This is a genomic window from Amycolatopsis sp. PS_44_ISF1, from assembly GCF_032335455.1.
GTDB lineage: Bacteria > Actinomycetota > Actinomycetes > Mycobacteriales > Pseudonocardiaceae > Amycolatopsis.
The window spans coordinates 432,794-457,794 of record NZ_JANUXO010000003.1; the positions used below are offsets into that span (position 1 = coordinate 432,794).

The following is a 25,001-nucleotide window of genomic DNA, read 5'->3' on the forward strand; positions in this document are numbered from 1 at the left end:
CGGGGTGCGGTTTCGCGCCGCACCCCGGACCGGGCCGGTACGGCCCAACATTCACCGCCTATGTACGTCGGAGCCCTGGAGCTCGACATCCTGCTCGACGACGTCCGTTCGTTGAAGCAGAAGCGTTCGGTGATCAAGCCGGTGGTGGCCGAGGTGCGCAGGCGCTTCGCCGTTTCGGTGAGCGAAGCGGGTCATCTCGAACTGCACCGCCGCGCGCTGATCGGGGTGGCCGTCGTGGCCGCGGGTGGCGAACACGTCCGTGACGTGCTCGACTCCTGTGAGCGGTTCGTGGCCTCGCGACCGGAGTTCGTCCTGTTGTCGGCGCACCGCCGGCTGCTGGGCCCGGACGATTAGACAAGCACTGCCAGAAGGAGAAGTTCCATGGCCGATCCGGCTCGGGCTCGCAAGCTCGCCAAGCGGATCTCGCAGATCGTGGCCTCCGCCATCGAACACGAGGTCAAGGACCCGCGGCTGAACTCGGTGACCATCACCGACACGAAGATCACCGCGGACCTGCACGACGCCACGGTCTACTACACGGTGCTGGGCGAGAGCCTCGACGCGGAACCGGACTTCGCCGGGGCCGCGGCGGCGCTCGAATCCGCACGTGGGGTGCTGCGCACCAAGGTCGGGCAGGGCACGGGGGTCCGCTACACCCCGACCCTGGCCTTCGTCGCGGACAGCATCCCCGACGATGCCCGCCGGATCGAGGAGCTGCTGGCCAAGGCCCGCGAGGCCGACGCCGAGGTGGCCCGCCGCTCGGCGGGCGCGCAGCACGCCGGCGAGCCCGACCCGTACAAGGCCCCACGCGTCGACGAGGACGACGAGGACTTCGTGGAAGAGGAGACCCGGGGCTGAAGCGTTGTGGTGGGGGCCCGATGTCTCGTGAAGCGGCATGCTGTTCGGCCGCTCCGCGCCGGTTGTCGCCCCCTGCTCCGGGCGCCCCGCCCCGGTGGGTCCTACGGCCCCGGCAGCCCCGGCCGCCGGGCCGCCGGCCCTGAACCCGCTCGGGCCCGGGTGAAGACCGGTTTCCCGTTAGCGGCCAAGGCGCCCGGGTCCACGTCGGGCGTGGACCCGGGGGCCTTGGCCCTTTCTCAGCTGTCGGTCGTCTTGGCGCAGATCACCGGCTGGCCCGCCGCGGCCGTCGTCTTGGCCAGTTCCCGCGTTTCGTCCAGCAGGATCCGGCAGGTCAGCGCCGCGTCACCGGAGGGGGTGGCGGTCACCTTGGCCTCCTGGCCCGCGCTGACGACCACGTCCAGCCGCCACGGCAGGCCGAGCGGGCCGCGCAGCTCGTGCTGGGACACCTGGTCCTGGTACCGGTCGACGGACTCGGCGTAGCTCAGCTTCGTCACCGAGCCGGGGCTCTGGCCGGTCAGTTCGTAGCTGATGGCCCAGGACTTGCCGGTGGGGTTCGAACAGGCCGTGAGACCGGCCACCAGCACGAGGGCCGCGGTCGCGAGAGCGGTTCTCTTGATCACCCGTGGGAGCCTACTGAACCGGGCCGCGCCCCGCCTCGTCTGCCGCGGGCGTCAGCCTTCCACCGGGTGGCGCAGCGCGTCGAGCACCACGTTGACCGCGGCGCGCGGGGGAGAGCCGCGGCGCACGGCGGCGGTGATCGTGCGCGTGACCGGGACCGCCAGCTCTCGCGTCGTGACGTGGTAGCGCGGGTCCACGGCCAGTCCCGGCAGCAGCGCGATCGACAGCCCGGCCTCGACGTGCTGGAGCGTCAGCACGGAACTGCTGAACCGGCACACCACCCGCGGTTCGAAACCCGACTCCCGGCACAGCCGCGTGGCGAGGTTGGCCATGTAGGACTGGGGCGCCTCGAACGCCCAGGGCTCGTCCGCGTACGCGGACAGCTCGGCCGGCCCCCGCCCGGCCCGCCCCGGCGGCAGCACCAGCACGACCGGGTCGGTGGTCAGCGGCACGAGATCGAGGTCCGGACCCAGTGGCTGTTCGACGAAATCCGGGGTGGTGATGATGATGTCCACGTCGCCGGCCCGGAGCGCGGGCAGGCTCTCGTGCGGCTCCAGGTGCAGCAACTGCACCTCCAGGTGCGGGTGCGCCTGCGCCAGCCGGGTCACCGCCGGCATGGCCAGCGTGGGCACGGCGCTCTGGAAGGCGCCGAGCCGCACCCGGCCGACCGGCTCCTCGCCGAGACTGCGCAGCTCCGCCTCGACGGCGTCCATGTGGTCGAGCACCGCGCGCCCGCGGCGGGCCAGGATGAGCCCGGCCGGGGTCAGCCGGACCCGGCGCCCGGTGCGTTCCAGCAGCTGGGTGCGGGTCTCGGTCTCCAGCACCGCGAGCTGCTGGGACACGCTCGACGGACTCTGGTTCGACGCCTGCGCGACCGCGCGGATCGTGCCGAGCGAGTCGAGCCGGCTGAGCAGCGAAAGCCGCCACGGGTTCAGCATCCGCCCAGTGTGCGGGACCTCGATCGTTCGGTAAAGCCGAACAGCACGGCCGGAATCGTGAGCTGGACGTGACGCTCGGACCGGCTTTACCGTCGAGAGCATGGCTGCCCCCACCTCCGCCCCGCTGTCCACCCCGTCCTCCCGGCCCTTCTGGGAGGACGCCGAGCGCCACCTGGTCCGGTACCTCGGCACCGGCGGCTTCTCCCGCGAGATCATCACCCGCGCCGAAGGGAGCTTCCTGCACACCGAGGACGGCCGCCGGATCCTGGACTTCACCTCCGGCCAGATGAGCGCGATCCTCGGGCACTCGCACCCGGAGGTCGTCGAGACCGTCCGGCGCCAGGTCGGCGAGCTGGACCACCTGTTCAGCGGCATGGTCAGCCGCCCGGTCGTCGACCTGGCCCGGCGGCTGGCCGCGACGCTGCCCGCCCCGCTGGAGAAGGCGCTGCTGCTGACCACCGGCGGCGAGTCGAACGAGGCCGCGATCCGGATGGCCAAGCTGGTCACCGGCGGGCACGAGATCGTCTCGTTCGCCCGCTCCTGGCACGGCATGACCCAGGGCGCGGCCGGCGCCACCTACAGCGCGGGCCGCCAGGGCTACGGCCCCGCCGCGCCGGGCAACTTCGCCATCCCCGCCCCGCACGCCTACCGGCCGGACTTCACCACCCCCGACGGCGAGCTGGACTGGCGCCGTCAGCTCGACTTCGGCTTCGACCTCGTAGACGCGCAGTCGACCGGGAACCTGGCTGCCTGCCTGGTCGAGCCCATCCTCAGCTCCGGCGGCGTGATCGAGCCGCCGCCCGGCTACTTCGCGGCGCTGCGCGACAAGTGCCGGGAGCGCGGCATGCTGCTGATCCTCGACGAGGCGCAGACCGGCCTGTGCCGCACCGGGACCTGGTACGCGTTCGAGCGCGACGGCGTGGTCCCGGACCTGCTCACCCTGTCCAAGACGCTCGGCGCCGGGCTGCCGCTCGCGGCCGTGCTGACCAGCGCGGAGATCGAGGGGCAGGCGCACGAGCGCGGATTCCTGTTCCTCACCACGCACGTCTCGGACCCGCTGGTCGCCGCGGTCGGCAACACCGTGCTGGACGTGCTGGTCCGCGACCACCTCGACCAGCGGGCCGCCGCCCTCGGCGCGTTCCTGCGCACGGGACTGGAGCGGATCGGCGAGCGCCACGGCGTGGTCGGCGACATCCGCGGCCGCGGCCTGCTGGCCGGGCTGGAGCTGGTCGTGGACCACGAGACCAAGCAGGGTTCCGACGAGCTGGGCGCCCTGGTCACCCGCCGCTGCCTGGAACTGGGTCTGCACCTGAACATCGTGCAGCTCCCGGGCATGGGCGGGGTGTTCCGCATCGCCCCGCCGCTGACCGCCACCGAGGAGGAGCTTTCGCTGGGCCTGTCCATCCTCGACGAGGCCATCGGCGACGCGGTCGCGCGGCTGTGAGCTAGCGGCGGGGCGGCTTCAGGCCGGTTTCGCGGCCACCACGAGGTCACGCACGATGGCCTGGTCCACGCGGTGCGCGAACTGCTCGTACGGGCCGCCCTCGCGGACCTCCAGCCCAGCCCGCTTCAGCACCGCGACCAGCTCTTTGCGGGGCAGCACGTGGGTGTTCCAGGAGATCCCGAGGGCGCCGCCCGGCCGCAGCACGCGCGTCCACACCGGAACGGCGGCGGCCAGGAGGTCGCGCGGGCTGCGGGTGAGACCGGCCTCACGGTGGCTGCCGTGCTGCACGCCGTACGGGGCGTCCGTGACGACGATGTCCACCGACGCCGGGCGCAGCAGTTCGTCGGCGGTGAGGGTGTCGGCGTTGAAGAAGGTGAGCTGGCGCGTCTCGCCGGAGCGGTAGGCGTCCTTGTCGAAGGCGTACTCGACGGCGAGCCGCCGTCCGAGCCGGATCTTGTTGCGCCGCAACGGTCCCGAGTCGGCGGTGTGCTTCACGCGCTTGTTCCGCAGCCAGGTCTTGAGGAAGGCTTCGTAGGCCTCGAAGTCCTTGCCGTCCACGTCGAGGCCGGTGGCGTCGAAGCCGTACATCATGGCCTGGTTGAGCGTGGTGCCGCGGCCGCACAGCGGGTCGAGCAGGCGCAGCGGGCGGCTCGGCCACGCGGCCGGCACGTCGGTGGCCAGCAGCGTGATGTTGAGCAGCAGCTTGGTGAACTGCTCGTTGGTCTTGCCCGGGTACTTCTGGATGGTGAGCAGGTCCGAGTCCGTCTTGGCCAGCGGCGTCACGGTGACCGGGCGCAGCACCCCCTCGCCGAGCTCGAACAGCGCGTACAGCGAGGAGAGGTTGGACAGCAGCGCGAGGTCGTCCGCGGTGAGCGGGGAAGGGCTGGTGAACTTGACGTAGCCGACCCCGCCCAGCTCCACCTCCTCCACCTCGGTCAGCCCGGCCGCCAGCCCGGCCGCGCCGAACACCGCCAGCTCGGCGCGCAGCAGGGCGGGCGACGAGGCGGCGTAGACCCGGTTGGCGGACGGGTGCACGAGGATCACGTACTCAGGCATCCCGCAGAGCGTAGCGTGACGCACTGTGACAGCTACTTCGGCGCAGGACATCGAGACCGCGGCCCGGCTGCTGGCCGCGGCCACCGACGTGACCTTGCTCGGTCACGTGAACCCGGACGCGGACGCGCTCGGCAGCGCACTCGCCCTCGGCCGGGTGCTGCAGCAGCGCGGGGCCGACGTGCGGGTGTCGTTCGGCGAGCCCGATGAGGCTCCCGAGACGCTGCGCTGGCTCGACGACGGCGGCCTGCTGACCAGGGCCGACGCCCTGCCCGAAACCGACCGGCTGCTGGTCGCGCTGGACACCCCGACCCCCGCGCGGCTGGGACGGCTCGGGGCGCGGGTCGACGCCGTCCGCGCGGCCGGTGGCGACGTGCTGGTCGTCGACCACCACGCGACCAACGCCCGCTACGGCACCCACCACGTGGTGGACGAGCGCGCGGAGGCGACCGCGGTCCTGGTCACGCGGATCCTGGAGGCGATGGGCGCGCCGATCGACGAGCCGGTCGCGCGCTGCCTGTACGCCGGGATCGTCACCGACACCAGCGGATTCCGGCGGGCGAGCCCCGAGACGCACCGGATCGCGGCGCGGCTGCTGGAAGCGGGCGTCGACCCGGCGGAGGTGGCCCGGCGGATCGTCGACGACCACCCGTTCGCCTGGCTGCCGATGCTGGCCGAGGTGCTGGCCGAGGCCCGGCTGGAGCCGGAAGCCGCGCAGGGCTTCGGATTCGTGCACGCCGTGGTCCGGTCGGCCGCGGCCGAGACCGTGCGAGGCGAAGAGGTCGAGTCCGTCATCGACGTGGTGCGCGCGACGCGCGAGGCGGGTGTGGCGGCGGTGCTGAAGCAGACGGGTCCTGCGCTGTGGAACGTTTCGCTGCGCTCGGCGGGCGGCGTCGACGTGTCGGCGGTCGCCTCGGAGTTCGGCGGGGGCGGGCACCGCAGGGCCGCCGGCTGCACGGTGCCGGGCACTTCGGAGGAGGTGCTCGCGGGCCTGCGGGCGGCGTTGGAACGGGCGCCGCTGCTGGGCGCCGAGGGGTAGAGGGGCCTGAACCGGTCCCGTTCGTCCAGGACTGCGCTCGCGCCGAAGTCCCGCGTGAGGCGAAGCGCGCACTGGGAAACGGCGTCGTCGAGCTGCTCGCTGCCGTTCTGCCCGGAGCTTCTGGGGTCCACTGTCGACGGTGTGCTCCGGCTCGCTTCCCGCCGCAACCGGTCATCCGCCGGACGTGGTGATCGGTGGAGTTTCCGCCGGGTGAGCAGCGATCCCGGGCGACCGAGCCGAAAGTGTCGGTGCCGGTGGTTACCCTCCGGAGGTGTCCGAAAAAGCCCCGACGCCGGGATCCCCGCCACCGGAAGCCCGGCCGTCCGAAACCGTGTCCGCAGTCGTGTCTCCAGCGGTGTCTTCAGGAGCTGGGCCCTCGGCGGATCCGGCGCTGAAGGCCGGCCCCGGCGACCGCATCCCCGCGCGCCGGGTGCTCGGCCTCGCCCTGCCCGCGCTCGGGGTGCTGGCCGCGGAGCCGCTGTACGTGCTGGTGGACACCGCCGTGGTCGGGCACCTCGGCGCGTTGCCGCTGGCCGGGCTGGCGCTCGGCGGGGTGGTGCTGTCGCAGATCTCCACGCAGCTGACCTTCCTGTCCTACGGCACCACCTCGCGCACCGCGCGGCTGCACGGCGCCGGCCGGCGGACCGAGGCGGTCAGCGAGGGCGTACAGGCCACCTGGCTGGCGATCCTCGTCGGGCTCGTGCTGCTGGTGGCCGGGCAGTTGCTCGCGGAGCCGGTCGCCCGCGCCCTGTCCGGCAGCGGCGAAGTCGCCGGCGCCGCCGTGTCGTGGCTGCGGATCGCGCTGTTCGGCGCGCCGCTGATCCTGGTCACCATGGCCGGCAACGGCTGGATGCGCGGAGTGCAGGACGCGGCCCGCCCGTTGCGCTACGTGCTGGCGGGCAACGGAATCTCGGCCGTGCTGTGCCCGCTGCTGGTCTACGGCGCCGACCTCGGCCTGGAGGGCTCGGCCATCGCGAACGTGGTGGCCCAGGTGGTCTCCGCGTCGATGTTCCTGATCGCGCTGGCTCGCGAGCGCGTGCCGCTGCGCCCGGACTTCGGCGTGATGCGCGCGCAGCTCACCCTCGGCCGGGATCTGGTGCTGCGCAGCCTGGCCTTCCAAGCCTGCTTCGTGTCCGCGGCGGCGGTCGCGGCCCGCACGTCCACCGCAGCGGTCGGCGCGCACCAGGTCGTGCTGCAACTGTGGACGTTCCTGTCCCTGGTCCTGGACTCCGTGGCGATCGCCGCGCAGTCACTGGTCGGCGCCGCTCTGGGCCGCGGGGCCGTGCGGCAGGCGCGGGGGGTGGCCTCGCAGATCGTCGCGTACGGGCTGGTGCTGGGCTGCTTCCTGTGCGTGCTGTTCGCCGCCCTGTCCACCACCCTGCCGCACGCGTTCACCTCGGACCCCGGCGTGCTGGGCCAAATCCCGCACGCCTGGTGGTTCTTCGTGGCCCTGCAACCCATCGCCGGCGTCGTCTTCGCCCTGGACGGCGTCCTGCTCGGCGCGGGCGACGCCGCCTTCCTCCGCACCGCGACCCTGGCCAGCGCCGCCACCGGGTTCCTGCCGCTGATCTGGCTGGCCCTGGCCCTGGGCTGGGGCCTGACCGGAATCTGGGTCGGCCTGTCGCTGTTCATGGTGCTGCGCCTGGCCGCCGTGCTGGCCCGCTGGCGCTCCGGCCACTGGGCGGTAGCGGGCGCCGTGCGCTGACCCTCCCCGCCCGCCCCGGCCCCGGCCAACCCGACCCCGCCCCGCCGCTGACCCCGCCCCTTCGCCGCGCCCCGCCGCCCGCCACCACTCCCGGCCCCCGCCCCCGCCGCCCGCCACCACTCCCGGCCCCCGGCCCCGGCCCTAAGCCTGCCGTCCCGCTGCCGAGTCCTGTCGCCTGCGGGCCCGGTCGCCTGAGAGTCCGGCTATCTCGAGCCTGACCAACCAGCCATCCGGTCCTGGCCCGAATCGGGGCCTGCCGCCTTCTGCCGAGTCCGGCTGCCTGCGGGCCCAATTGCCTGCAAGCCCTGCTATCTCCGAGCCCGGCCACCTCCGGGTCCGGCCACTTCCGGGTCCGGCCACTTCCGGGTTCGGCTACTTCCAAGTCCGGCCAGCCCGGGTTCTCCTAGCCAGGAACCCGGTCGAAGACTGGGCCCCGGCTGGCCTCGCACCTGGCCCGCGACCGGCCGTCCCGGTGCCGAGCCCTTACCCGCTCCGGGTCCCGGGACCGGGGCCCGCTGGCCCCGCACCTGGTCTGGGCCTTCCCCGCCGCTGCCGCACCCCGGCTTTCGACCCCAGCAACCGTGCCTACCCAGGTGCCGGACCTCGCCGCCCCACCGCTGCCACCCGCCAACCCCGTCCCGGCCCCGGTGCCGGAACCCGCTGGCCTGCGGGCCCCGGTCCGGTGCCAGGGTGGGCGCATGCTGCCCTTCCACCAGGTCGACGTCTTCACCGGCGAGTTCCTGCTCGGCAACCCCCTCGCCGTGGTGCACGGCGCCGAATGCCTCACCGACGAGCAGATGGCCGCCTTCGCCCGGTGGACCAATCTCAGCGAGACGACGTTCCTGCTGCCGCCGAGGCACGCGGATGCCGACTACCGGGTGCGGATCTTCACCACCGAGGGCGAATTGCCCTTCGCCGGACATCCGACGCTCGGGTCCGCGCGGGCGTGGCTCGAGGCCGGCGGGGTGCCGAAAGGCGGGCACCTGATCCAGGAATGCGAGTCCGGGCTGGTGCGGGTGCGGTGTACGGGCGAGCGGCTCGCGTTCGCCGCGCCGCCGTTGATCCGTGGTGGTGACGTCGACGCGGCCGACCTCGAACAGGTGAAGCGCGCCCTGCACGTGGCGGACGAGGACGTCGTCGGCGCCCAGTGGGCCGACAACGGGCCCGGCTGGATCGCCTTGCTGCTCAAGGACGCCGAAACGGTGCTCTCGCTCAGCCCGGAACCCGGGATCGGCAACGTCGGTGTCGTCGGCCCCCACCCGCCCGGCTGCGAAGCCGCGTACGAGGTCCGCGCGTTCTCCGGCCCGGTCGAGGATCCCGTGACCGGCAGCCTCAACGCCGCGATCGGGCAGTGGCTCATCGGCACCGGGCAGGCCCCGGACTCCTACGTCGCCGCCCAGGGCACCAACCTCCACCGCCGCGGCCGGGTCCACGTCGAACGCCTCGGCGCCGACATCTGGACCGGCGGCCACACGGTCATCGGCATCACCGGCTCGGTCCGCCTGCTCTGACCGCCGCCCCTGACCGCCCCGGGGCCGGGGCCGCCCACCGGCCGCTGTGGCGAAGACCACCCAGGTGACGGCTATGGTCCGAGCTGGTCGAGGCGATACAACGGTCGAGGCGGCAGTGTCGGCGTCTTCCCCGATCACCGGCCGCGCGTGATCGGCCCCGACCCCCGGCTACCTCCTGGAGGAACCCTTGTCGCCCGGCCGCGCCACCGTCCGGTCCTGGCTCATCTGGCTCACCGCGGTCACGGTCTACCTGCTGGCCGTGTTCCACCGCACCTCGTTCGGCGTCGCCGGGTTGCAGGCGGCGGAGCGGTTCGGCGTCGGCTCGGCCGCGCTCGGCACGTTCACCGTGCTGCAGGTCGGGGTCTACGCGGCGATGCAGATTCCCACCGGCGTGCTGGTCGACCGGTACGGGCCGCGGCGGGTGCTCACCGCCGCCGTGCTCATCCTCGGGCTCGGCCAGGTCCTGCTGGGCGTCGCCGGCACCTACGGGGTCGGCCTCCTCGCGCGCGCAGTGCTCGGGCTGGGCGACGCGCTGACGTTCGTCAGCGTGCTGAGGCTCATCGCGGCGCACTTCCCGGGGCGGCAGTACGCGCTGCTCACCTCGTTCACCGCCGCGATCGGCTACGTCGGCAACCTCGCCGCCACCGTCCCGCTGACGCTGCTGCTCGATGGTCCAGGATGGACGGTCACCTTCCTCGCCGTCGGCGCGATCACCCTGCTGTACACGATTCCCGTCCTGCTGCGGGTGCGCGACACCCCGCTCGGCGTGCCCGAGCCGGTGCGCCGGCCGGTGCGCGCGGCCGAGCTGGGTCACCAGGTCCGCACGGTCTGGCGGGTCCCGGGCACCCGGCTGGGCTTCTGGGTGCACTTCACCACCATGTTCGCGCCCAACGTGCTGACGCTGCTGTGGGGCGTGCCGTTCCTGGTGCAGGGCCAGGGTCTGCCGACCGCGACGGCGAGTGCGCTGCTGACCGTGTTCGTCTTCGGTTCGATGGCCGGCGGACCGTTGCTGGGCACGCTGATCGGCCGCCGCCCGTCGCTGCGGATGCCGCTGGTCGGCGGATACCTCGGGGGCGCCGCGCTGGTCTGGTCGGTGCTGCTCGGCTGGAGCGGGCCGGTGCCGATGGGGGTGCTCATCCCCGCGTTCGCGTTCCTGGCGCTGGGCGGTCCGGCCTCGATGATCGGCTTCGCGCTCGCCCGCGACTACAACCCGATGGAGCGCGTCGGCACCGCGACCGGCGTGGTGAACGTCGGCGGCTTCGTCGCCACCACCATCGCCGCGCTGGCCGTCGGCGTGCTGCTGCAGTGGACGGGCGGGAACTTCCGCCTGGCGCTGCTGGCCGTCGTGGCCGTGCTCGCCCTGGGCACGGCCCGCATGCTGGTGTGGTGGCGGCGGGCCCGCGCGCACCTGCTCGCGGCCGAAGCCCGCGGCGAGGTCGTGCCGGTCCGCATCCGCCGCCGCCCCTGGGACGCCGCCACCGAAAGCACCGCCACCACCACGACCGTCGCCGCCTGACCGACCCGGCCCGGCCTGACCGACCGCACCCGGCCCGGCAAACCCACCGGGTCCGGCCAACCGCACCAGGCTCGGCGAACCCCACCAGGCTCGGCGAACCCCACCAGGCTCGGCGAACCCCACCAGGCCCGGCGAACCCCACTGGGCCTGGCCCGCCGCGCCTGGCCCGGCAAACCTCCGACCCGTCAATCCACCGGCCCGTCAACCCACCGGGCCCTCGCATCCCTCGCGCCCCAGTCTCCTCGCCAGGCCCGCAAACCCCGGTCGATCCCGCAGACCCCCAGCCCCACCGATCCGGCCGACCCCACCTGATCGACCGCGCCCGGCCCGGCAAACCCGCCGGGCCGGGCTAACCGCGCCTGGCCCGGCAAGCCCCCCTGGCCCGGCAAGCCCGCTGGGCCCTCGCGTCCTGCATCCCCCAAGCACTTCGCTGGTCCCCCCAACCCCGGCCGACCCCTCCGACCCCAACCCCGCCGATCCCACGCACCTCACCTGCCTCACGCACCCCACTTACCCCTCCGACCCAACCCCACCGATCCCACGCACCCCACCTGCCTCACGCATCCCACCGACCCCGTAAACCCCACCACCGCACACACCCGCCCGTCCTCGACAGCGTCCGCCCCAGACCTCGGCGCCGGTCCTGCCCGCAGGCCGCTTCCCCCCGTCTGGATACAGTTTCGCCCGTGTCTCGCCCGAAGGAACCGCGCCGCCCCGCTCCGCCGCCCGGTCTGCTCATCGTCGACAAGCCGGCCGGGATGACCTCGCACGACGTGGTCGCGCGGGCCCGGCGGATCATGGGCACCCGCAAGGTCGGCCACGCCGGCACGCTCGACCCGATGGCGACCGGGGTGCTCGTGCTGGGGATCGAGCGGGCCACCAAGCTGCTCGGCCACCTCGCCCTCGACCGCAAGACCTACCTGGCCACGCTGACCCTCGGCCGCTCCACCACGACCGACGACGCCGAGGGCGAGACGCTCACCGAAGCCGGGCCCGGCGCCGTCGAGAAGGTGACCGACGAGCGGATCGCCGCCGGGATCGCCGCGCTCAGCGGCGACATCCAGCAGGTGCCCAGCGCGGTCAGCGCGGTGAAGGTGGACGGCAAGCGCGCGTACGCCCGCGTGCGCGCCGGGGAGGAGGTCGTCCTGCCACCGCGGCCGGTCACCGTCTTCCGCTTCGACCGGCTGGCCACCCGCCGCGAGGGCGACCGGATCGAGCTGGACGCCGTGGTCGAGTGCTCCTCCGGCACCTACGTCCGCGCGCTGGCCCGTGACCTCGGCGCCGCGCTCGGCACCGGCGGTCACCTGATGGCGCTGCGGCGCACCACCGTCGGGCCGTTCACCCTGGCCAAGGCGCGCACGCTCGACCAGCTCGAACAGCAGCCGGAGCTTTCGCTGGACCTCGACGCGGCCGTCGCCGCCGCGTTCCCGCGCCACGAGCTCGACGAGGCCGCCGCGCGCGCCGTCCGGTACGGCCGGCACATCCCGGCGGCGGGCATCCAGGGTACCTACGGGCTGTTCGGTCCGGACGGCCGCGTACTCGCGCTGGCCGCCGACACCGAGGGTGTGGCCCGGTCGGTGGTGGTCCTGCTCCCCGCCTAGGCTGGGCCCGGAGCGGAGACCGGCGCGGGGAGGGTTGAGGACAGTGCAGCGGTGGCGTGGCCTGGGGGACCTCCCGGGCGGCTGGGGACGGTGCGTGGTCACCATCGGCGTGTTCGACGGCGTGCACCGCGGGCACCAGGCGCTGATCGCGCGCACGGTGGCGGCCGCGGCCGAGCGCGGACTGCCGGGCGTGCTGCTGACCTTCGACCCGCACCCGTCCGAGGTGCTGCGCCCGGGCAGCCACCCCGCGCAGCTGACCACCTTGCGGCGCAAGGCCGAACTGGTCGAGGGGCTCGGCATCGACGCGTTGGCCGTACTGCCGTTCACCCTGGAGCTGTCCAAGCTGAGCCCGCACGAGTTCGTGCACGAGGTGCTGGTGGACCGGCTGCACACCGCGGCCGTGGTGGTGGGCGACAACTTCACCTTCGGGCACAAGGCCGCGGGCGACGTCGCCCTGCTGCGCGAGCTCGGCCAGCGCTTCGGCTTCGTCGCCTACGGCGCCCAGCTCCAGGGCCGTTCGCTCGCCGAAGGCGACCGCGCGGCCAACGACATCACCTTTTCCTCCACCTACATCCGCTCGTGCATCGACGCGGGCGACGTGGTGGCGGCGGCCGACGCGCTCGGCCGGCCGCACCGGCTGGAGGGCATCGTGGTGCGCGGCGAGCGCCGGGGCCACGACCTCGGCTACCCGACGGCGAACCTGTCCACGCCGCGGTTCGCCGCCGTACCCGCGGACGGGGTGTACACGGCCTGGTTCACCCGCTCCTCGGACCCCGGGCGGCGGCAGCGCGCGGCCGTCTCGGTGGGTACGAACCCGACTTTCTCCGGCCGTGAGCGCACCGTCGAGGCGTTCGTGCTCGACGTGGACGAGGACTTCTACGGCCAGCACGTGGCGCTCGACTTCGTCACCCGGTTGCGTGACCAGGTGCGCTTCACCCGGTCGGCGGACCTGGTCACGCAGATCGACGAGGACGTGGACCGCACCCGGCGGGAGCTGGCCACCGGAGACTGACACCGGTTCCCCTGGCCGGGGCGGCTCGCGGGGTGGAAAGGGCAGTTCCGCCCACCGCGCGGCCCGGCCGGTGGCAAGATACTCACCGGCGGTACCGGACGACGCGGGGTTAGGGGAGCGGAACGGGTGGAGGACCACAAGATCGTTCAGCGGAACGTGGCGCTGCAGCGGGAGTGGTACGGGGAGCCGCTCGGTGACCGTGTGCGCAGGCTGGTGGTGGCCTTCGACGTGTCCCAGGCGTTCCTCGCCGAGGTGCTCGGCATCAGCGCGCCGATGCTCAGCCAGGTGATGAGCGGGCGCCGCGCGAAGATCGGCAACCCCGTGGTGCTGGCGCGGATGATCATGCTGGAGCGCAAGATCCTCGTGCCCGAGGTCGCGGCGGGCAACCGCGACGCGATGCAGGCGGCCCTGGAGGACGTGCGCGACGCCCGGCCCACGGTCGGCCGGGACAACATCCCGCTCGGCTCGGACGACAAGACCGTGCTCGCCGCATTGCGCGAGCTGGCCGAGGATGAAGACCTGGCCGAGGCGGCCAAGCGCCTCGACGAAGACTTCCCGGCGATCGCCGACCTGCTGCGCCGCGCCGGGTCGGGCCAGTAGCGCGGTGCGGCTGTTCTCCGCACTGCGGCCGCCGGCCGAAGTGGCCGCCGAGGTGGCCGCAGCGCTCGGCGAGGGCGGGCCGGGGCTGCGCTGGTCCGAGCCCGGGGGCTGGCACGTCACGCTCGCGTTCTACGGCGAAGCCGATCCGGCCGAACGCGTCGCCTTCCTGCGGGAGGCGCTGGCCGGGCGGCCGCCGGTCGAGGTCCGGCTCGGCGCCGCGGGAACCTTTCCGGGCGTCCTGTGGCTGGCAGCGGGCGGGGCCGGGTTGGCCGAGCTGGCCGAAGCCGCGGGGGCCGGGGCTGCGAGGCCGTACCGCCCGCACCTGACGCTGGCCCGGTTCCCGCCGGACCGCGGTCCGGGGGAGTGGCCGGCGCGGCTCGCCGGGTTCGCCGGAAGCCCGTGGTCCGCCGGCCGCGTGGTGCTGATGGCGAGCGGCGGCGGCCGGTACCGCGAGGTCGCGGCGTTCCCCCTGCACCGCGCGTGAAGCCGCTGATCACGCGGCTGGTAACCTCGATGATCGGGTCCGGCTGCAGTCCGTGGCGGCCGAGACCGGCTATCCGGCCGCGCAGCGCGGTGCGGGCTCCACGGCACTGATGAACATGAGGAGTTACCCCAGTGGCACTGTCCACCGATGAGAAGAAGACGATCCTGGCCGAGTACGGCTTGCACGACTCGGACACCGGATCCCCGGAGGCGCAGGTCGCGCTGCTGACCAAGCGCATCGTCGGGCTCACCGAGCACCTCAAGGAGCACAAGCACGACCACCACTCCCGTCGTGGCCTCCTGCTGCTGGTCGGCCGTCGCCGCCGGCTGCTGAACTACACGGAGAAGGTGGACGTGGCGCGGTACCGGGAGCTGATCAAGCGCCTCGGCCTGCGCCGATAGCTTCGACCCGAGGGGGAGTGACCACCGGTCGCTCCCCCTCGGTCTGGCACCACCCACAGGCGGCGCGAGCGCGCTGGAGGAACCGTCCGCCGGTCCTCGGTAGTGGTTCCCGGGCCCACGGCCCGGGGGCTTCGATCGAAGACCGGCCTCACTCCTCGAGCGTCCTCAGGCGAAACGGGTCCCAGGATGGGAGACTCGCGCCGTACGAAGGAACTAAAGAGGAGATACACCCTATGACCGACTCCACCGGAGTCACCGTGCACGAGACCGAAGCCGTGATCGACAACGGCCGTTTCGGCACCCGCACCGTCCGCTTCGAGACGGGCCGCCTGGCCAAGCAGGCCGCCGGCGCCGTGGTCGCGTACCTCGACGAAGAGACCATGCTGCTTTCCGCCACCACGGCGTCGAAGCACCCGAAGGAGCACTTCGACTTCTTCCCCCTGACCGTGGACGTCGAAGAGCGCATGTACGCCGCGGGCCGCATCCCCGGCGCGTTCTTCCGCCGCGAGGGCCGCCCGTCGACCGACGCGATCCTCACCTGCCGCCTGATCGACCGGCCGCTGCGCCCGTCCTTCGCCGACGGGCTGCGCAACGAGATCCAGGTCGTCATCACCGTCCAGAGCCTCAACCCGGACGACCCGTACGACGTGCTCGCGATCAACGCCGCCTCGGCCTCGACCCAGATCGCCGGGCTGCCGTTCTCCGGTCCGGTCGGCGGCGTCCGCGTCGCGCTGATCGAGGACCAGTGGGTCGCGTTCCCGACCTGGTCGCAGCTGGAGAAGGCCACCTTCAACATGGTGGTGGCCGGCCGGATCGTCGGCGACGACGTGGCGATCATGATGGTCGAGGCGGAGGGCACCGAGCAGACGCTCGACCTGATCGCCGCGGGCTCCAAGGCGCCGGACGAGGTCTCGGTCGCCGAGGGCCTCGAGGCGGCCAAGCCGTTCATCAAGGTCCTGTGCGAGGCGCAGCAGCGCCTGGCCGCGGACGCCGCCAAGCCGACCGGTGAGTTCCCGGTCTTCCTGGCCTACGAGCAGGACATCTACGAGGCCGTCGCCGCGATCGCGACCGACGACCTGGCCAAGGCCCTGCAGATCGCCGGCAAGCAGGACCGCGACGCCGCGACCGACGAGGTCAAGGCGGCCGTGCTGGCCAAGGTCGGCCTCGGCGAAGGCGAAGCCTTCGAGGGCCGCGACAAGGAGATCGGCGCCGCGTTCAAGGCGCTGTCGAAGAAGATCATGCGCCAGCGCGTGCTCACCGACAAGATCCGGATGGACGGTCGCGGGCTGACCGACATCCGCTCGCTCTCGGCCGAGGTCGCGGTGATCCCGCGGGCGCACGGCTCGGCGCTGTTCGAGCGCGGCGAGACCCAGATCCTGGGCGTCACCACGCTGAACATGCTCCGCATGGAGCAGCAGATCGACTCGCTCTCCCCGGAGACGCACAAGCGCTACCTGCACCACTACAACTTCCCGCCCTTCTCCACCGGTGAGACCGGCCGCGTCGGCTCGCCGAAGCGCCGCGAGATCGGCCACGGCATGCTCGCCGAGCGCGCCCTGGTGCCGGTGCTGCCGAAGCGGGACGAGTTCCCGTACGCGATCCGCCAGGTCTCCGAGGCGCTGGGCTCCAACGGCTCGACCTCGATGGGCTCGGTCTGCGCGTCCACCATGGGCCTGTACAACGCCGGCGTGCCGCTGAAGGCGCCGGTCGCGGGCATCGCGATGGGCCTGATCTCGGACGAAGTGGACGGCGAGACCCGCTACGTCGCGCTGACCGACATCCTCGGCGCCGAGGACGCCATGGGCGACATGGACTTCAAGGTCGCCGGCACCAAGGACATCATCACCGCGCTGCAGCTCGACACCAAGCTCGACGGCATCCCGTCGGAGGTCCTCGCGGCCGCGCTGAAGCAGGCGAAGGACGCCCGGCTCACCATCCTGGAGGTCATCGCCGAGGCGATCGACGGCCCGGACGAGATGAGCCCGTACTCGCCGCGCGTCACCAGCGTGAAGATCCCGGTGGACAAGATCGGCGAGGTCATCGGCCCGAAGGGCAAGATGATCAACTCGATCACCGAGCAGACCGGTGCCGACATCTCGATCGAGGACGACGGCACGATCTACGTGGGCGCGGCCGACGGCCCGTCGGCGGAGGCGGCGATCGACCTGATCAACGCCATCGCCAACCCGCAGCTGCCCAAGGTCGGCGAGCGCTTCCTCGGCACCGTGGTGAAGACGGCCGCGTTCGGCGCGTTCGTCTCGCTGCTGCCGGGCAAGGACGGCCTGGTGCACATCTCCAAGCTGGGCAACGGCAAGCGGATCAACAAGGTCGAGGACGTGGTCAACGTGGGCGACAAGCTCCGCGTCGAGATCGCCGACATCGACAACCGCGGCAAGATCAGCCTGATCGTGGTCAAGGAAGACGAGACCGCGGACGCGGCTCCCGCCGCCGACGCCCCGGCCGAGACGGCCGACGCCCAGTAAGTCCGCTTCGCCGCGGTGCGCAGCGGAAGCAGTTGTCCTTGGAGGCCTCCTTACCCGCGCGGTAAGGGGGCCTTCACGGCATGTGAGTAAGGAACCCATGGCACGGCAGGTTTCCGGGCACGAGCAGCCCGTCGGCAGCACCCGCACGCTCGAGTCCACTTCGGATGGTGCGGTGGTCAGGCGCAGCGTGCTCCCCGGCGGGCTGCGGGTGATCACCGAACACGTCCCGGCCTCGCGCTCGGCCACGGTCGGGCTCTGGGTGGGCGTGGGCTCGCGGGACGAGCCGACGGCCGTCGCCGGGGCCGCGCACTACCTGGAGCACCTGCTGTTCAAGGGCACGGCCAACCGCGACGCCACGCAGATCGCCGAGGAGATCGACGCGGTCGGCGGTGAGTTCAACGCGTTCACGGCCAAGGAGCACACCTGCTACTACGCGCAGGTGCTCGACGCGGACCTGCCGCTGGCCGTGGACCTGGTCACCGACGTGGTGTTCGAGGCGCTCTGCGCCGACCGGGACATGGACACCGAGCGCAGCGTGGTGCTCGAAGAGATCGCCATGCGCGACGACGATCCCGAAGACCTGCTGCACGAGACCTTCGTCGGCGCGATCCTCGGCGACCACCCGCTGGGCCGGCCGGTGCTGGGCACCGAGCAGTCCATCACCGAGATGGCGCCGGCCGCGTTGCGCGGGTTCTACCGGCGCCGCTACACCATGCCGCGGATGGTGCTGGCGGTGGCGGGCAACATCGAGCACGCCCAGGTGCTTCGCCTGGCCCGCAAGGCTTTGCGCGACCGGCTGAACGGCGCGGGCACCCCGGTGCCGCCGCGGTCGGGCCGCGCGCGCATCCACACCGTGCCGAAGCTGGCGCTGCACACCGACGACACCGAGCAGGCGCAGGTGATGCTGGGCCTGAAATCGTTGTCGCGCCACGACGAACGGCGGTTCTCGCTGTCGGTGCTGAACGCGGCGCTCGGCGGCGGCATGAGCTCCCGGCTGTTCCAGGAGATCCGGGAACGGCGCGGGCTCGCCTACCAGGTGTACTCCTCGGTCGCCAGCTACGCCGACACCGGCCACATGGCCGTGTACGCGGGCTGCCAGCCGGAGAAGCTGGGAGAGGTCGCGGGCGTGATCCGCGAGGTGCTCGACCAGGTCGCGGCCGACGGGCTCAGCGAGGCCGAGGTGTCCCGGGCCAAGGGCCAGTTGCGCGGCGGGCTGGTGCTGGGCCTGGAGGACACGGCCTCGCGCATGTCGCGCATCGGCAAGAACGAGCTGAACTACGCCCACTACCTGGGCGTGGACGACACCATCGCGCGGATCGACGCGGTCACCACCGAGCAGGTGTGTGCCCTCGCTCGCACTCTGCTGCGCCGCCCCGGTGGCGTGTCGGCCGCCGCGGTGGTGGGGCCGTACGCTCACGCCGACGACCTGCCGGACGACCTGCACGAGGTGATCGCGTCATGACCGAGTCCCCGATCCGCGTCGGCGTGCTGGGCGCGCGCGGCCGCATGGGACAGGCGGTGGTCGCCGCCGTCGAGGGCGCACCCGATCTGGAGCTGGTGGCGGCGCTCGACGCGGGTGAGGACTTCGCGCCGCTGGCCGAGGCCGCCGCGGTCGTCGACTTCACCCACCCCGATGCCGTCATGGACAATCTGAAGTACCTGGTGGAGCACGATCTGCACGCGGTGGTCGGCACCACCGGCTTCAGCGAGCAGCGGCTGGGCCGGCTGCGTTCGCTGCTGGAGCCGAAGCCTTCCCTCGGTGTGCTGATCGCGCCGAACTTCGCGCTCGGCGCGGTGCTGGCGATGCGCTTCGCGGCCCAGGCGGCGAGGTTCTACCAGTCCGCGGAGATCATCGAGCTGCACCACAACCGCAAGGCCGACGCGCCGTCCGGCACCGCCTCGCACACCGCGCGGATGATCGGTGCCGCGCGGCGGGCCGCCGGGCTCGAGCCGGGCTCGGACGCGACCACGGCCGAACTGGACGGGGCCCGCGGCGCGCGGGTCGAGGACGTGCCGGTGCACTCGGTGCGGCTGCCCGGGCTGGTGGCGCACGAGGAGATCCTGTTCGGCGGCGAGGGGGAGACCCTGACCATCCGGCACGATTCGCTCGACCGGACCTCGTTCATGCCCGGGGTGCTGCTCGGCGTGCGCTCCGTGGTTTCGCGGCCCGGCCTCACGGTCGGCCTGGAGAACGTGCTCGACCTGTGAGGGCCCGCAACGTCGCGCTGCTGCTGACCGCGGCGCTGGTGGTGTACCTGGTGCTGCTGGCCGACCGGGCGGTGGCGTTGTTCGCCACCGGTTCCCCGGCCGGTGTCGCGCTCGGCGTCGGCGTGTTCCTGCTCCCGCTGCTCGGCGTGTGGATCATCGTGGTGACCTGGCGCTCCGGCGTCCAGATCCAGCGGCTCTCCCGGCGGCTGGACGAGGAGGGCGGCCTGCCCGACGTGTCGGACCTGCCGCGCCGCCCGTCCGGCCGGGTCGACCGCGACGCCGCCGACGCGTGGTTCGAGGGCCGCCGCGCCGAGGTCGAGCAGAACTCCGGCGACTGGCGCGCCTGGTACCGCCTGGCCTATGCCTACGACGTCGCGGGCGACCGCCGCCGGGCCCGGGCGACCATGCGCAAGGCCGTCGACCTGGAATCCGCCGACCGCTGAAGGAAACCAGACCGGCCGGAGACCCGGGATCACCTTCCCAGGCGCTCGTACATCCGATCAGCCGTGCAGCCAGCCGGCGAACAGCGCGGGTGAAGCGGCGAGCAGGCTGAACCGCACCCAGCGCCCGGCGAGCCCGGCGGCCAGGAACGTGCTCATCCGCATCCGCACCATCCCGGCCAGCACGCTGGTGGCCATGAACGGCGGCAGCCCGACCAGCGAGCTGACCCCGTAGGTGCCGGCCATCCAGTTCGGGTGGCGGCGGCAGCGCTCACGCAGGGTTTCGACCTTGGCCCGCAGGGCTTTCGTCCGCTGGAGCCAGCGCTCCCGGCGCTCGCTCGGCGGGCGCAGGCGGACCCGGTGCAGCCGCTCGTGCAGGAAGTCCGGCAGCTTGATGCTGCCGCGCGCGGCCAGGAAGTACAGCAGCTTCCCGGCGATCTGGCCGGCCGCCACGGCCGCGCCCAGCCACAGCCAGTGCGGGCTGTGCTGGCTCGCGCACAGGCCGAGCACGAACAGCTCGGCGTTCACCACCGGCACGATGGCCGAGCCGAACGCGACCGCGAAGGTGATCAGCAGCCAGCCCATCGTGCCTCCCCTCCTGAGTGATCCCGTCCGAGTGATCCCGTCCGAGTGATCCCGGTCATCCCAAGCTAGCAGCCGTCACGAAAAGGTCACGGGGGTTAACCCCCCAATCGCGGCGGTGGCGGACACCGGAAGGCCATGTGGACGTGGGGCTGCGGTCACCTGGCGCTGCCAGTCTGACGGCGTGACCGACGCGCGTTCCGCCGATCGCTTCGCCGGTGCCTGCGCGGCGGTCGTGCGGGTGCTGCCGTTCGGCCTGTCCCGGCTCGTGGCGCCGAGCTTCCTCGGCTTCGCGGTGATCAACGGCTTCACCTTCGGCGTCGACCTGCTCCTGCTGACGCTGCTGCACGGCGGGCTCGGCTGGCCGGTGTGGCTGGCCATCAGCCTGTCCTACGTGGTGGCGTTCGGGTTGAGCTTCGTGCTGAACCGCGCGCTGAACTTCCGCTCGCACGCACCGGTCGGCCGTCAGGCCGTGCGCTACGCGGTGGCGGTCGGCGTCAACTACGCGGCGTTCCTGCTCGGCGTGGGGACCGGGCTGACCGCGCTGGGCGTCGAATACCACCTGTCGCGGCTGGTGGCGGGCGCGTGTGAGGGCGTGTTCATGTACTGCGTGCTGCGCTGGGTGGTGTTCGCGCCGCGCGAGCGGTCAGTGCGTGAGCTCCAGCCGTAGCGTGCCGGTGAGCCGAACCTCGCGCAGCATGCCGCGGCCGGTGTCGAGGGTGCGGACGGTGCCGTCGGGGGCCCAGCCGGCCCGGCGGTAGAAGCCGAGGGTGGCGTGGTCGGACTGCGCGACCCAGGTGATGCCGCGGTCGACGCCGGTTTCCCGGAGCGCGGCGGCGGTGGTGGCGAGCAGGCGCCCAGCGTGTCCGCGGCGGCCCCAGCGCGGCTCCACCACCAGCGCCGCGATCAGCCCGGTGGTGTCCTCGGGGGCGGTGCCGTCGGCGGCCGCGGCCTCCTGCTCCGGTGCCGGTCCGGCCACGCAGTAGCCGACGGTGAACTCGCCTTCGACGGCCAGGAAGACCAGGGAACCGGGGAACTCGATCGTCTCGGTCCAGGTGCCTTCGAGGTCGGCGGCGTCGAGCTCGTCGATGGCCTCGGCGCCCAGCAGGCCGGTGTAGGCCGCCCGCCAGGTCAGCCGCTGGATCCGGGCGATCTCGGCGGCGTCGGACGGGGACGCGGGACGGACTTCGGCGGCACTCACGCGGGCAATCTACCCGTCGCCCGCCGGAAACTGTCGGGGGTGGCTGGCACCATGGCGGGATCATGCAGACGATCAGCCTTCCGGTCGCCCGGCGCACGGCGCTGGCCGCCCAGGGGTTCGCCGAGCCCCGCCCCGCCACGACCCCCACCCGCCGGCACCTGGCCAAGGTGCTCTCGCGGGTCCAGCTGCTGCAGCTGGATTCGGTGAACGTCGCCGTGCGCGCGCACTACATGCCGGTGTTCTCGCGCCTGGGCGCCTACGAACCGGCGCTGGTGGACGAGGCCGCGTGGTCGCACAGCGCACGCCGGCCCCGGCTGCTGGTGGAGTCGTGGGCGCACGAGGCCAGCCTGCTCCCGGTGGAGGACTGGCCGCTGCTGCGCTCCGGCGCGAAGCGCGACGGCTGGTGGCGCCACTACACCAGGGACATCGACACCGTGCCGGGCCTGCTGGAAGACGTGCTGGCGGTGGTCGAGGAGCACGGGCCGATCAGCGCCGGCGGGATCGAGAAGATGCTGGAGTCCGAGGTGGTGGGCCGTGGGCCGGGGGCGTGGTGGGAGCGCTCGGTGGTGAAGAAGGCGTGCGAGTACCTGTTCGGGCTCGGGCGGCTGAGCACGGGCACCCGGCAGTCGTTCGAGCGGCGCTACGACCTGACCGAGCGGGTGGTGCCGCCGGAGATCCTGGCCCGGCAGGTGAGCGTGGCCGAGGGCGCGCGCGGCCTGATCGACCGCTCGGCCCGCGCCCTGGGCATCGCCACCGAAACCGACCTGCGCGACTACTACCGGCTGGGCCCGGACGTGACCCGCCAAGCCGTCGGCGAGCTGGTCGAGGCAGGCACGCTGGAGCCGGTGGGCGTCCGGGGCTGGCGCGGGGTGGCCTACCGCCACCAGGACGCCCGCACCCCGCGCACGGTGACCGGCCGGGCCCTGCTGTGCCCGTTCGACCCGCTGATCTGGGAGCGGGGCCGCACCGAGCGGCTGTTCGGCTTCCGCTACCGCATCGAGATCTACGTGCCGGAAGCCAAGCGGGTGCACGGGTACTACGTGTTCCCGTTCCTGCTCGACGGCGCGCTGTCGGCCCGCGTGGACCTGAAGTCCGACCGGGTGGCCGGCGTCCTGCGAGTGCCGGGCGCTTTCGCCGAACCGGAGGTGGATTCGGCGCGGGTGGCCGCGGAGCTGGCGGGGGAGCTGAAGCAGATGGCTTCCTGGCTGGGCCTGGACCGGGTCGAGGTGGGGGAGCGGGGCGATCTGGCGGCGGCCCTGCGGCGGGAGGTGGGCTGACGGCTGGGCTGGGTCCCCCGGCACCGCTGCGTGACCTCAAAAGCGTTTCTTGGCACCGTTTTTGCTGTCCAGGTGAGCGGAAACCTTTGCGCCGCAACGATGTGGGTCTGATCGTGTTCGTGACCCTGTGATTCTGAAACCTTATGCGCCCGCACCGCCCCGGACCTGAACACCCCGCGTCCTCATCGCTGCGCGCACGAAGCGGCGGGCCGCCCGGTGTTCCCCGGACGGCCCGCCGCCTCCCCCTTTCAGCCGGCCGCGCGGGTGACGACCGCGTTGCCGGTGCCGGTGCGGGCGCGGATGCGCAGGGCCGCGCCGGTTGCCGGTGGTGTGTCGGAGACGTCCAGCTCGCTGGACACCCGGCCCGCGGCGGAGGCCAGCTCCACCTCGGCCGCGACGCCGCCGCGGATGCCGATCCGGACCTCGCCCGAGCCGGTGGTCAGCTCGAGCGAGCCGGACGCCGCGTCGGCGACCGAGAGGTCGCCGCTGCCGGTACGGGCCAGCACGTCGCCCGCGACCGCGCCCAGCCAGACGTCACCCGTGCCCGTGGCCAGGGTCGCCGAACCCGCCACCGAAGCCGCCTCCACCGAACCGCTGCCGGTGCGCAGCTGTAATCCGGCCAGGGTCGGGCCGAGCTTCACACCGCCGGTGCCGGTGCGCACGATGGCCGAGCCGTCGGCCCGCTCCAGGGACACTTCGCCCGATCCGGTGAGGATGTCGGCCCGGCCCGCGGAACCGGTCACCGTGACGTCCGCCGCCCCCGCGCGAACCTCCACATGAGACCCGGACGGGGCGTGCACCGTGACCGACAGCGGCACGTTGCGCAGCTGCCACGCCTTCGGCGCCCGGACCACGAGCCGGTTGCCCGTCTTCTCGACCCGTGCCTGCTGCACCGCGTCGGCGGCCGACCCACCCGGGTCGACGCCCAGCTGGTCCCCGAACCGCTCCCCGACCCACGACAGCAGGTTCGACACCCCACTGACCCACGGCGGCTGCTCACCCGCGTCGTGCCGCAGCTCCACCCTTGCCCCCGACGCGCGGTCGAGCACCAGCTCGACCCGCCCGATGGTGACCCCGACGTCCAGCTCCAGCGGCCCGTCCGCGTCGAACTCCCGCGACCGCGCGGTCGCGGACGAATCACCCACCGGGCGCCCCGGGTCCGCGGCCGTCCCGCCTTTCGCACCAGCCCCTTCCGCGCCAGCCCCTCCTGCGCCAGCCTCGCTCCCGGCCGCCCGGCCGGTTTCCCCGCCCTCACGCGCCCCGGCCGCACCCTCCGGTTCGGCCCCGGTGTTCGAAGCCCCGCCTCCGGAAGCCCCGGCACTCGAAGCCCCGTCGCGGGAAGCCGGGCCGCGGGAAGCCGGGCCGCTGGAGGCCCCGGCACTCGGAGCCGCACCGCCGGATGCCCCGCCGCTCGAAGCCGTGCCCCCGGTCATGGTGGTGTCCTCGTTCTCGTCGCTCATGAATTCCCCTCCTAGCCCTCGACCCAGCCGTGCAGCTTGGTCTCGGTGCGGCTGCCCGGGCGCCACTGCCCGTGGCGCTGGTGGTGCTGCTGTCCCTGGCCGAGCGCCCCCTGCACGGCCTGCGCGACGAACGTGTTCAGCGACACGCCCTGAGCGGCCGCGGCCTGCTCGGCCTGGCCCTTGATCTGCTCGACGAGCCGGAGCGTGATGCGCGTGATGTCACCGCCGTCGATGGGAGGCGAGGGCTGCGGGCGGTCCGGGCGGGGCGTCTCCTCGGCGGCGCCGGTCACGACCACGCGGACGTCACGGCCGTCGAGGCGGACGTCGACCACCTGGCCGGGCAGCGCGGCGGTGACCTCCGCGGCCAGGTCGGCCAGCGCGTTCATCAGCGTCAGCCGGGCCGAGGGCTCGAGAGCGGCAGAAAGCAGGGCGGCCGCGCGCCGGGTGTGCTCGTCCCCGGCGGAGGCCGTGTTCGCGAGGTCCTCGCGAAGGTTGGCGATGTACGGCGTCAGGTCCATGACGCCACTATGGCGTCACAAATGATGTCAGTCAAGAAATCGGTGACACCAC

25 protein-coding genes are annotated in these 25,001 nt (G+C 73.0%); 18 read left to right on the top strand and 7 right to left on the bottom strand.

The window, feature by feature from the left end:
* Positions 1-60: 60 nt before the first annotated feature.
* Both NYF13_RS28305 and rbfA read left to right on the top strand, forming a co-directional pair.
* The gene (locus tag NYF13_RS28305; RefSeq protein ID WP_315660875.1) at positions 61-354 is read left to right on the top strand and encodes a DUF503 domain-containing protein; all 294 of its coding nucleotides are present in this window, start codon (positions 61-63) and stop codon (positions 352-354) included.
* 27 nt (positions 355-381) lie between these two features.
* Positions 382-858 (top strand): 30S ribosome-binding factor RbfA, encoded by a 477-nt coding sequence (gene rbfA, locus NYF13_RS28310; protein WP_315660876.1) that lies wholly within the window; start codon positions 382-384, stop codon positions 856-858.
* A gap of 236 nt (positions 859-1,094) precedes the next feature.
* Here rbfA and NYF13_RS28315 read toward each other — a convergent pair whose 3' ends face one another.
* Both NYF13_RS28315 and NYF13_RS28320 read right to left on the bottom strand, forming a co-directional pair.
* Positions 1,095-1,478: a hypothetical protein gene (locus tag NYF13_RS28315; protein WP_315660878.1), complete on the bottom strand. Its 384-nt coding sequence runs from the start codon at positions 1,476-1,478 to the stop codon at positions 1,095-1,097.
* A 51-nt stretch (positions 1,479-1,529) separates the two neighbouring features.
* Positions 1,530-2,414, bottom strand: a complete 885-nt coding sequence (locus tag NYF13_RS28320) for a LysR family transcriptional regulator (RefSeq protein ID WP_315660880.1) — start codon at positions 2,412-2,414, stop codon at positions 1,530-1,532.
* Positions 2,415-2,514: 100 nt separating this feature from the next.
* Here NYF13_RS28320 and NYF13_RS28325 point away from each other — a divergent pair, with 100 nt between their 5' ends.
* Positions 2,515-3,858 (top strand): aspartate aminotransferase family protein, encoded by a 1,344-nt coding sequence (locus NYF13_RS28325; RefSeq protein ID WP_315660882.1) that lies wholly within the window; start codon positions 2,515-2,517, stop codon positions 3,856-3,858.
* Positions 3,859-3,876: 18 nt separating this feature from the next.
* Here NYF13_RS28325 and NYF13_RS28330 read toward each other — a convergent pair whose 3' ends face one another.
* Complete coding sequence (locus NYF13_RS28330; RefSeq protein ID WP_315660884.1) at positions 3,877-4,914, bottom strand: SAM-dependent methyltransferase; 1,038 nt, start codon at positions 4,912-4,914, stop codon at positions 3,877-3,879.
* 25 nt (positions 4,915-4,939) lie between these two features.
* Here NYF13_RS28330 and NYF13_RS28335 point away from each other — a divergent pair, with 25 nt between their 5' ends.
* From NYF13_RS28335 to NYF13_RS28395, 13 genes are all read left to right on the top strand, one after another.
* A complete protein-coding gene (locus NYF13_RS28335; protein ID WP_315660885.1) occupies positions 4,940-5,950 on the top strand; it encodes a DHH family phosphoesterase in 1,011 nt (336 codons plus the stop codon).
* Positions 5,951-6,305: 355 nt separating this feature from the next.
* Positions 6,306-7,655: an MATE family efflux transporter gene (locus tag NYF13_RS28340; protein ID WP_315660887.1), complete on the top strand. Its 1,350-nt coding sequence runs from the start codon at positions 6,306-6,308 to the stop codon at positions 7,653-7,655.
* Between the two features lie 698 nt (positions 7,656-8,353).
* Positions 8,354-9,166, top strand: coding sequence for a PhzF family phenazine biosynthesis protein (locus tag NYF13_RS28345; protein WP_315660889.1), 813 nt, complete (start codon positions 8,354-8,356; stop codon positions 9,164-9,166).
* Between the two features lie 187 nt (positions 9,167-9,353).
* Positions 9,354-10,682, top strand: a complete 1,329-nt coding sequence (locus tag NYF13_RS28350) for an MFS transporter (RefSeq protein WP_315660891.1) — start codon at positions 9,354-9,356, stop codon at positions 10,680-10,682.
* 686 nt (positions 10,683-11,368) lie between these two features.
* A complete protein-coding gene (gene truB, locus NYF13_RS28355; protein ID WP_315660893.1) occupies positions 11,369-12,283 on the top strand; it encodes a tRNA pseudouridine(55) synthase TruB in 915 nt (304 codons plus the stop codon).
* A 43-nt stretch (positions 12,284-12,326) separates the two neighbouring features.
* The gene (locus tag NYF13_RS28360) at positions 12,327-13,295 is read left to right on the top strand and encodes a bifunctional riboflavin kinase/FAD synthetase (RefSeq protein WP_315660894.1); all 969 of its coding nucleotides are present in this window, start codon (positions 12,327-12,329) and stop codon (positions 13,293-13,295) included.
* A gap of 126 nt (positions 13,296-13,421) precedes the next feature.
* The gene (locus tag NYF13_RS28365; protein ID WP_315660896.1) at positions 13,422-13,895 is read left to right on the top strand and encodes a helix-turn-helix transcriptional regulator; all 474 of its coding nucleotides are present in this window, start codon (positions 13,422-13,424) and stop codon (positions 13,893-13,895) included.
* A 4-nt stretch (positions 13,896-13,899) separates the two neighbouring features.
* Entirely contained in the window at positions 13,900-14,379 is a 480-nt protein-coding gene (locus NYF13_RS28370; RefSeq protein WP_315660898.1) for a 2'-5' RNA ligase family protein, read from the top strand.
* A 131-nt stretch (positions 14,380-14,510) separates the two neighbouring features.
* Positions 14,511-14,780, top strand: coding sequence for a 30S ribosomal protein S15 (gene rpsO, locus NYF13_RS28375; RefSeq protein ID WP_091616679.1), 270 nt, complete (start codon positions 14,511-14,513; stop codon positions 14,778-14,780).
* 233 nt (positions 14,781-15,013) lie between these two features.
* The gene (locus NYF13_RS28380; protein ID WP_315660903.1) at positions 15,014-17,263 is read left to right on the top strand and encodes a polyribonucleotide nucleotidyltransferase; all 2,250 of its coding nucleotides are present in this window, start codon (positions 15,014-15,016) and stop codon (positions 17,261-17,263) included.
* A 97-nt stretch (positions 17,264-17,360) separates the two neighbouring features.
* Positions 17,361-18,725, top strand: coding sequence for a pitrilysin family protein (locus NYF13_RS28385; RefSeq protein WP_315660905.1), 1,365 nt, complete (start codon positions 17,361-17,363; stop codon positions 18,723-18,725).
* Positions 18,722-19,471 (top strand): 4-hydroxy-tetrahydrodipicolinate reductase, encoded by a 750-nt coding sequence (gene dapB, locus NYF13_RS28390; RefSeq protein WP_315660907.1) that lies wholly within the window; start codon positions 18,722-18,724, stop codon positions 19,469-19,471. The genes NYF13_RS28385 and dapB overlap by 4 nt, the downstream gene beginning before the upstream one ends.
* A complete protein-coding gene (locus NYF13_RS28395; protein ID WP_315660909.1) occupies positions 19,468-19,914 on the top strand; it encodes a hypothetical protein in 447 nt (148 codons plus the stop codon). Before dapB ends, NYF13_RS28395 begins: the two co-directional genes overlap by 4 nt.
* Positions 19,915-19,971: 57 nt before the next feature.
* Here NYF13_RS28395 and NYF13_RS28400 read toward each other — a convergent pair whose 3' ends face one another.
* Positions 19,972-20,496 carry a hypothetical protein gene (locus tag NYF13_RS28400; protein ID WP_315660911.1) on the bottom strand — a complete coding sequence of 175 codons (525 nt, stop codon included), beginning with the start codon at positions 20,494-20,496 and terminating at the stop codon, positions 19,972-19,974.
* Between the two features lie 181 nt (positions 20,497-20,677).
* Between NYF13_RS28400 and NYF13_RS28405 the strand changes: the two genes are divergently transcribed.
* The gene (locus tag NYF13_RS28405) at positions 20,678-21,163 is read left to right on the top strand and encodes a GtrA family protein (protein WP_315660912.1); all 486 of its coding nucleotides are present in this window, start codon (positions 20,678-20,680) and stop codon (positions 21,161-21,163) included.
* On the opposite strand, the gene NYF13_RS28410 is transcribed toward NYF13_RS28405, so the two are convergent.
* A complete protein-coding gene (locus tag NYF13_RS28410; RefSeq protein ID WP_315660914.1) occupies positions 21,140-21,694 on the bottom strand; it encodes a GNAT family N-acetyltransferase in 555 nt (184 codons plus the stop codon). The genes NYF13_RS28405 and NYF13_RS28410 overlap by 24 nt on opposite strands.
* Before the next feature lie 62 nt (positions 21,695-21,756).
* On the opposite strand from NYF13_RS28410, the gene NYF13_RS28415 reads away from it, so the two are divergent.
* The gene (locus NYF13_RS28415; protein WP_315660916.1) at positions 21,757-22,971 is read left to right on the top strand and encodes a DNA glycosylase AlkZ-like family protein; all 1,215 of its coding nucleotides are present in this window, start codon (positions 21,757-21,759) and stop codon (positions 22,969-22,971) included.
* Positions 22,972-23,219: 248 nt separating this feature from the next.
* Here NYF13_RS28415 and NYF13_RS28420 read toward each other — a convergent pair whose 3' ends face one another.
* Positions 23,220-24,116 carry a DUF4097 family beta strand repeat-containing protein gene (locus tag NYF13_RS28420; RefSeq protein WP_315660918.1) on the bottom strand — a complete coding sequence of 299 codons (897 nt, stop codon included), beginning with the start codon at positions 24,114-24,116 and terminating at the stop codon, positions 23,220-23,222.
* Between the two features lie 326 nt (positions 24,117-24,442).
* Entirely contained in the window at positions 24,443-24,949 is a 507-nt protein-coding gene (locus tag NYF13_RS28425) for a toxin-antitoxin system HicB family antitoxin (protein WP_315660919.1), read from the bottom strand.
* Between the last annotated feature and the right edge of the window lie 52 nt (positions 24,950-25,001).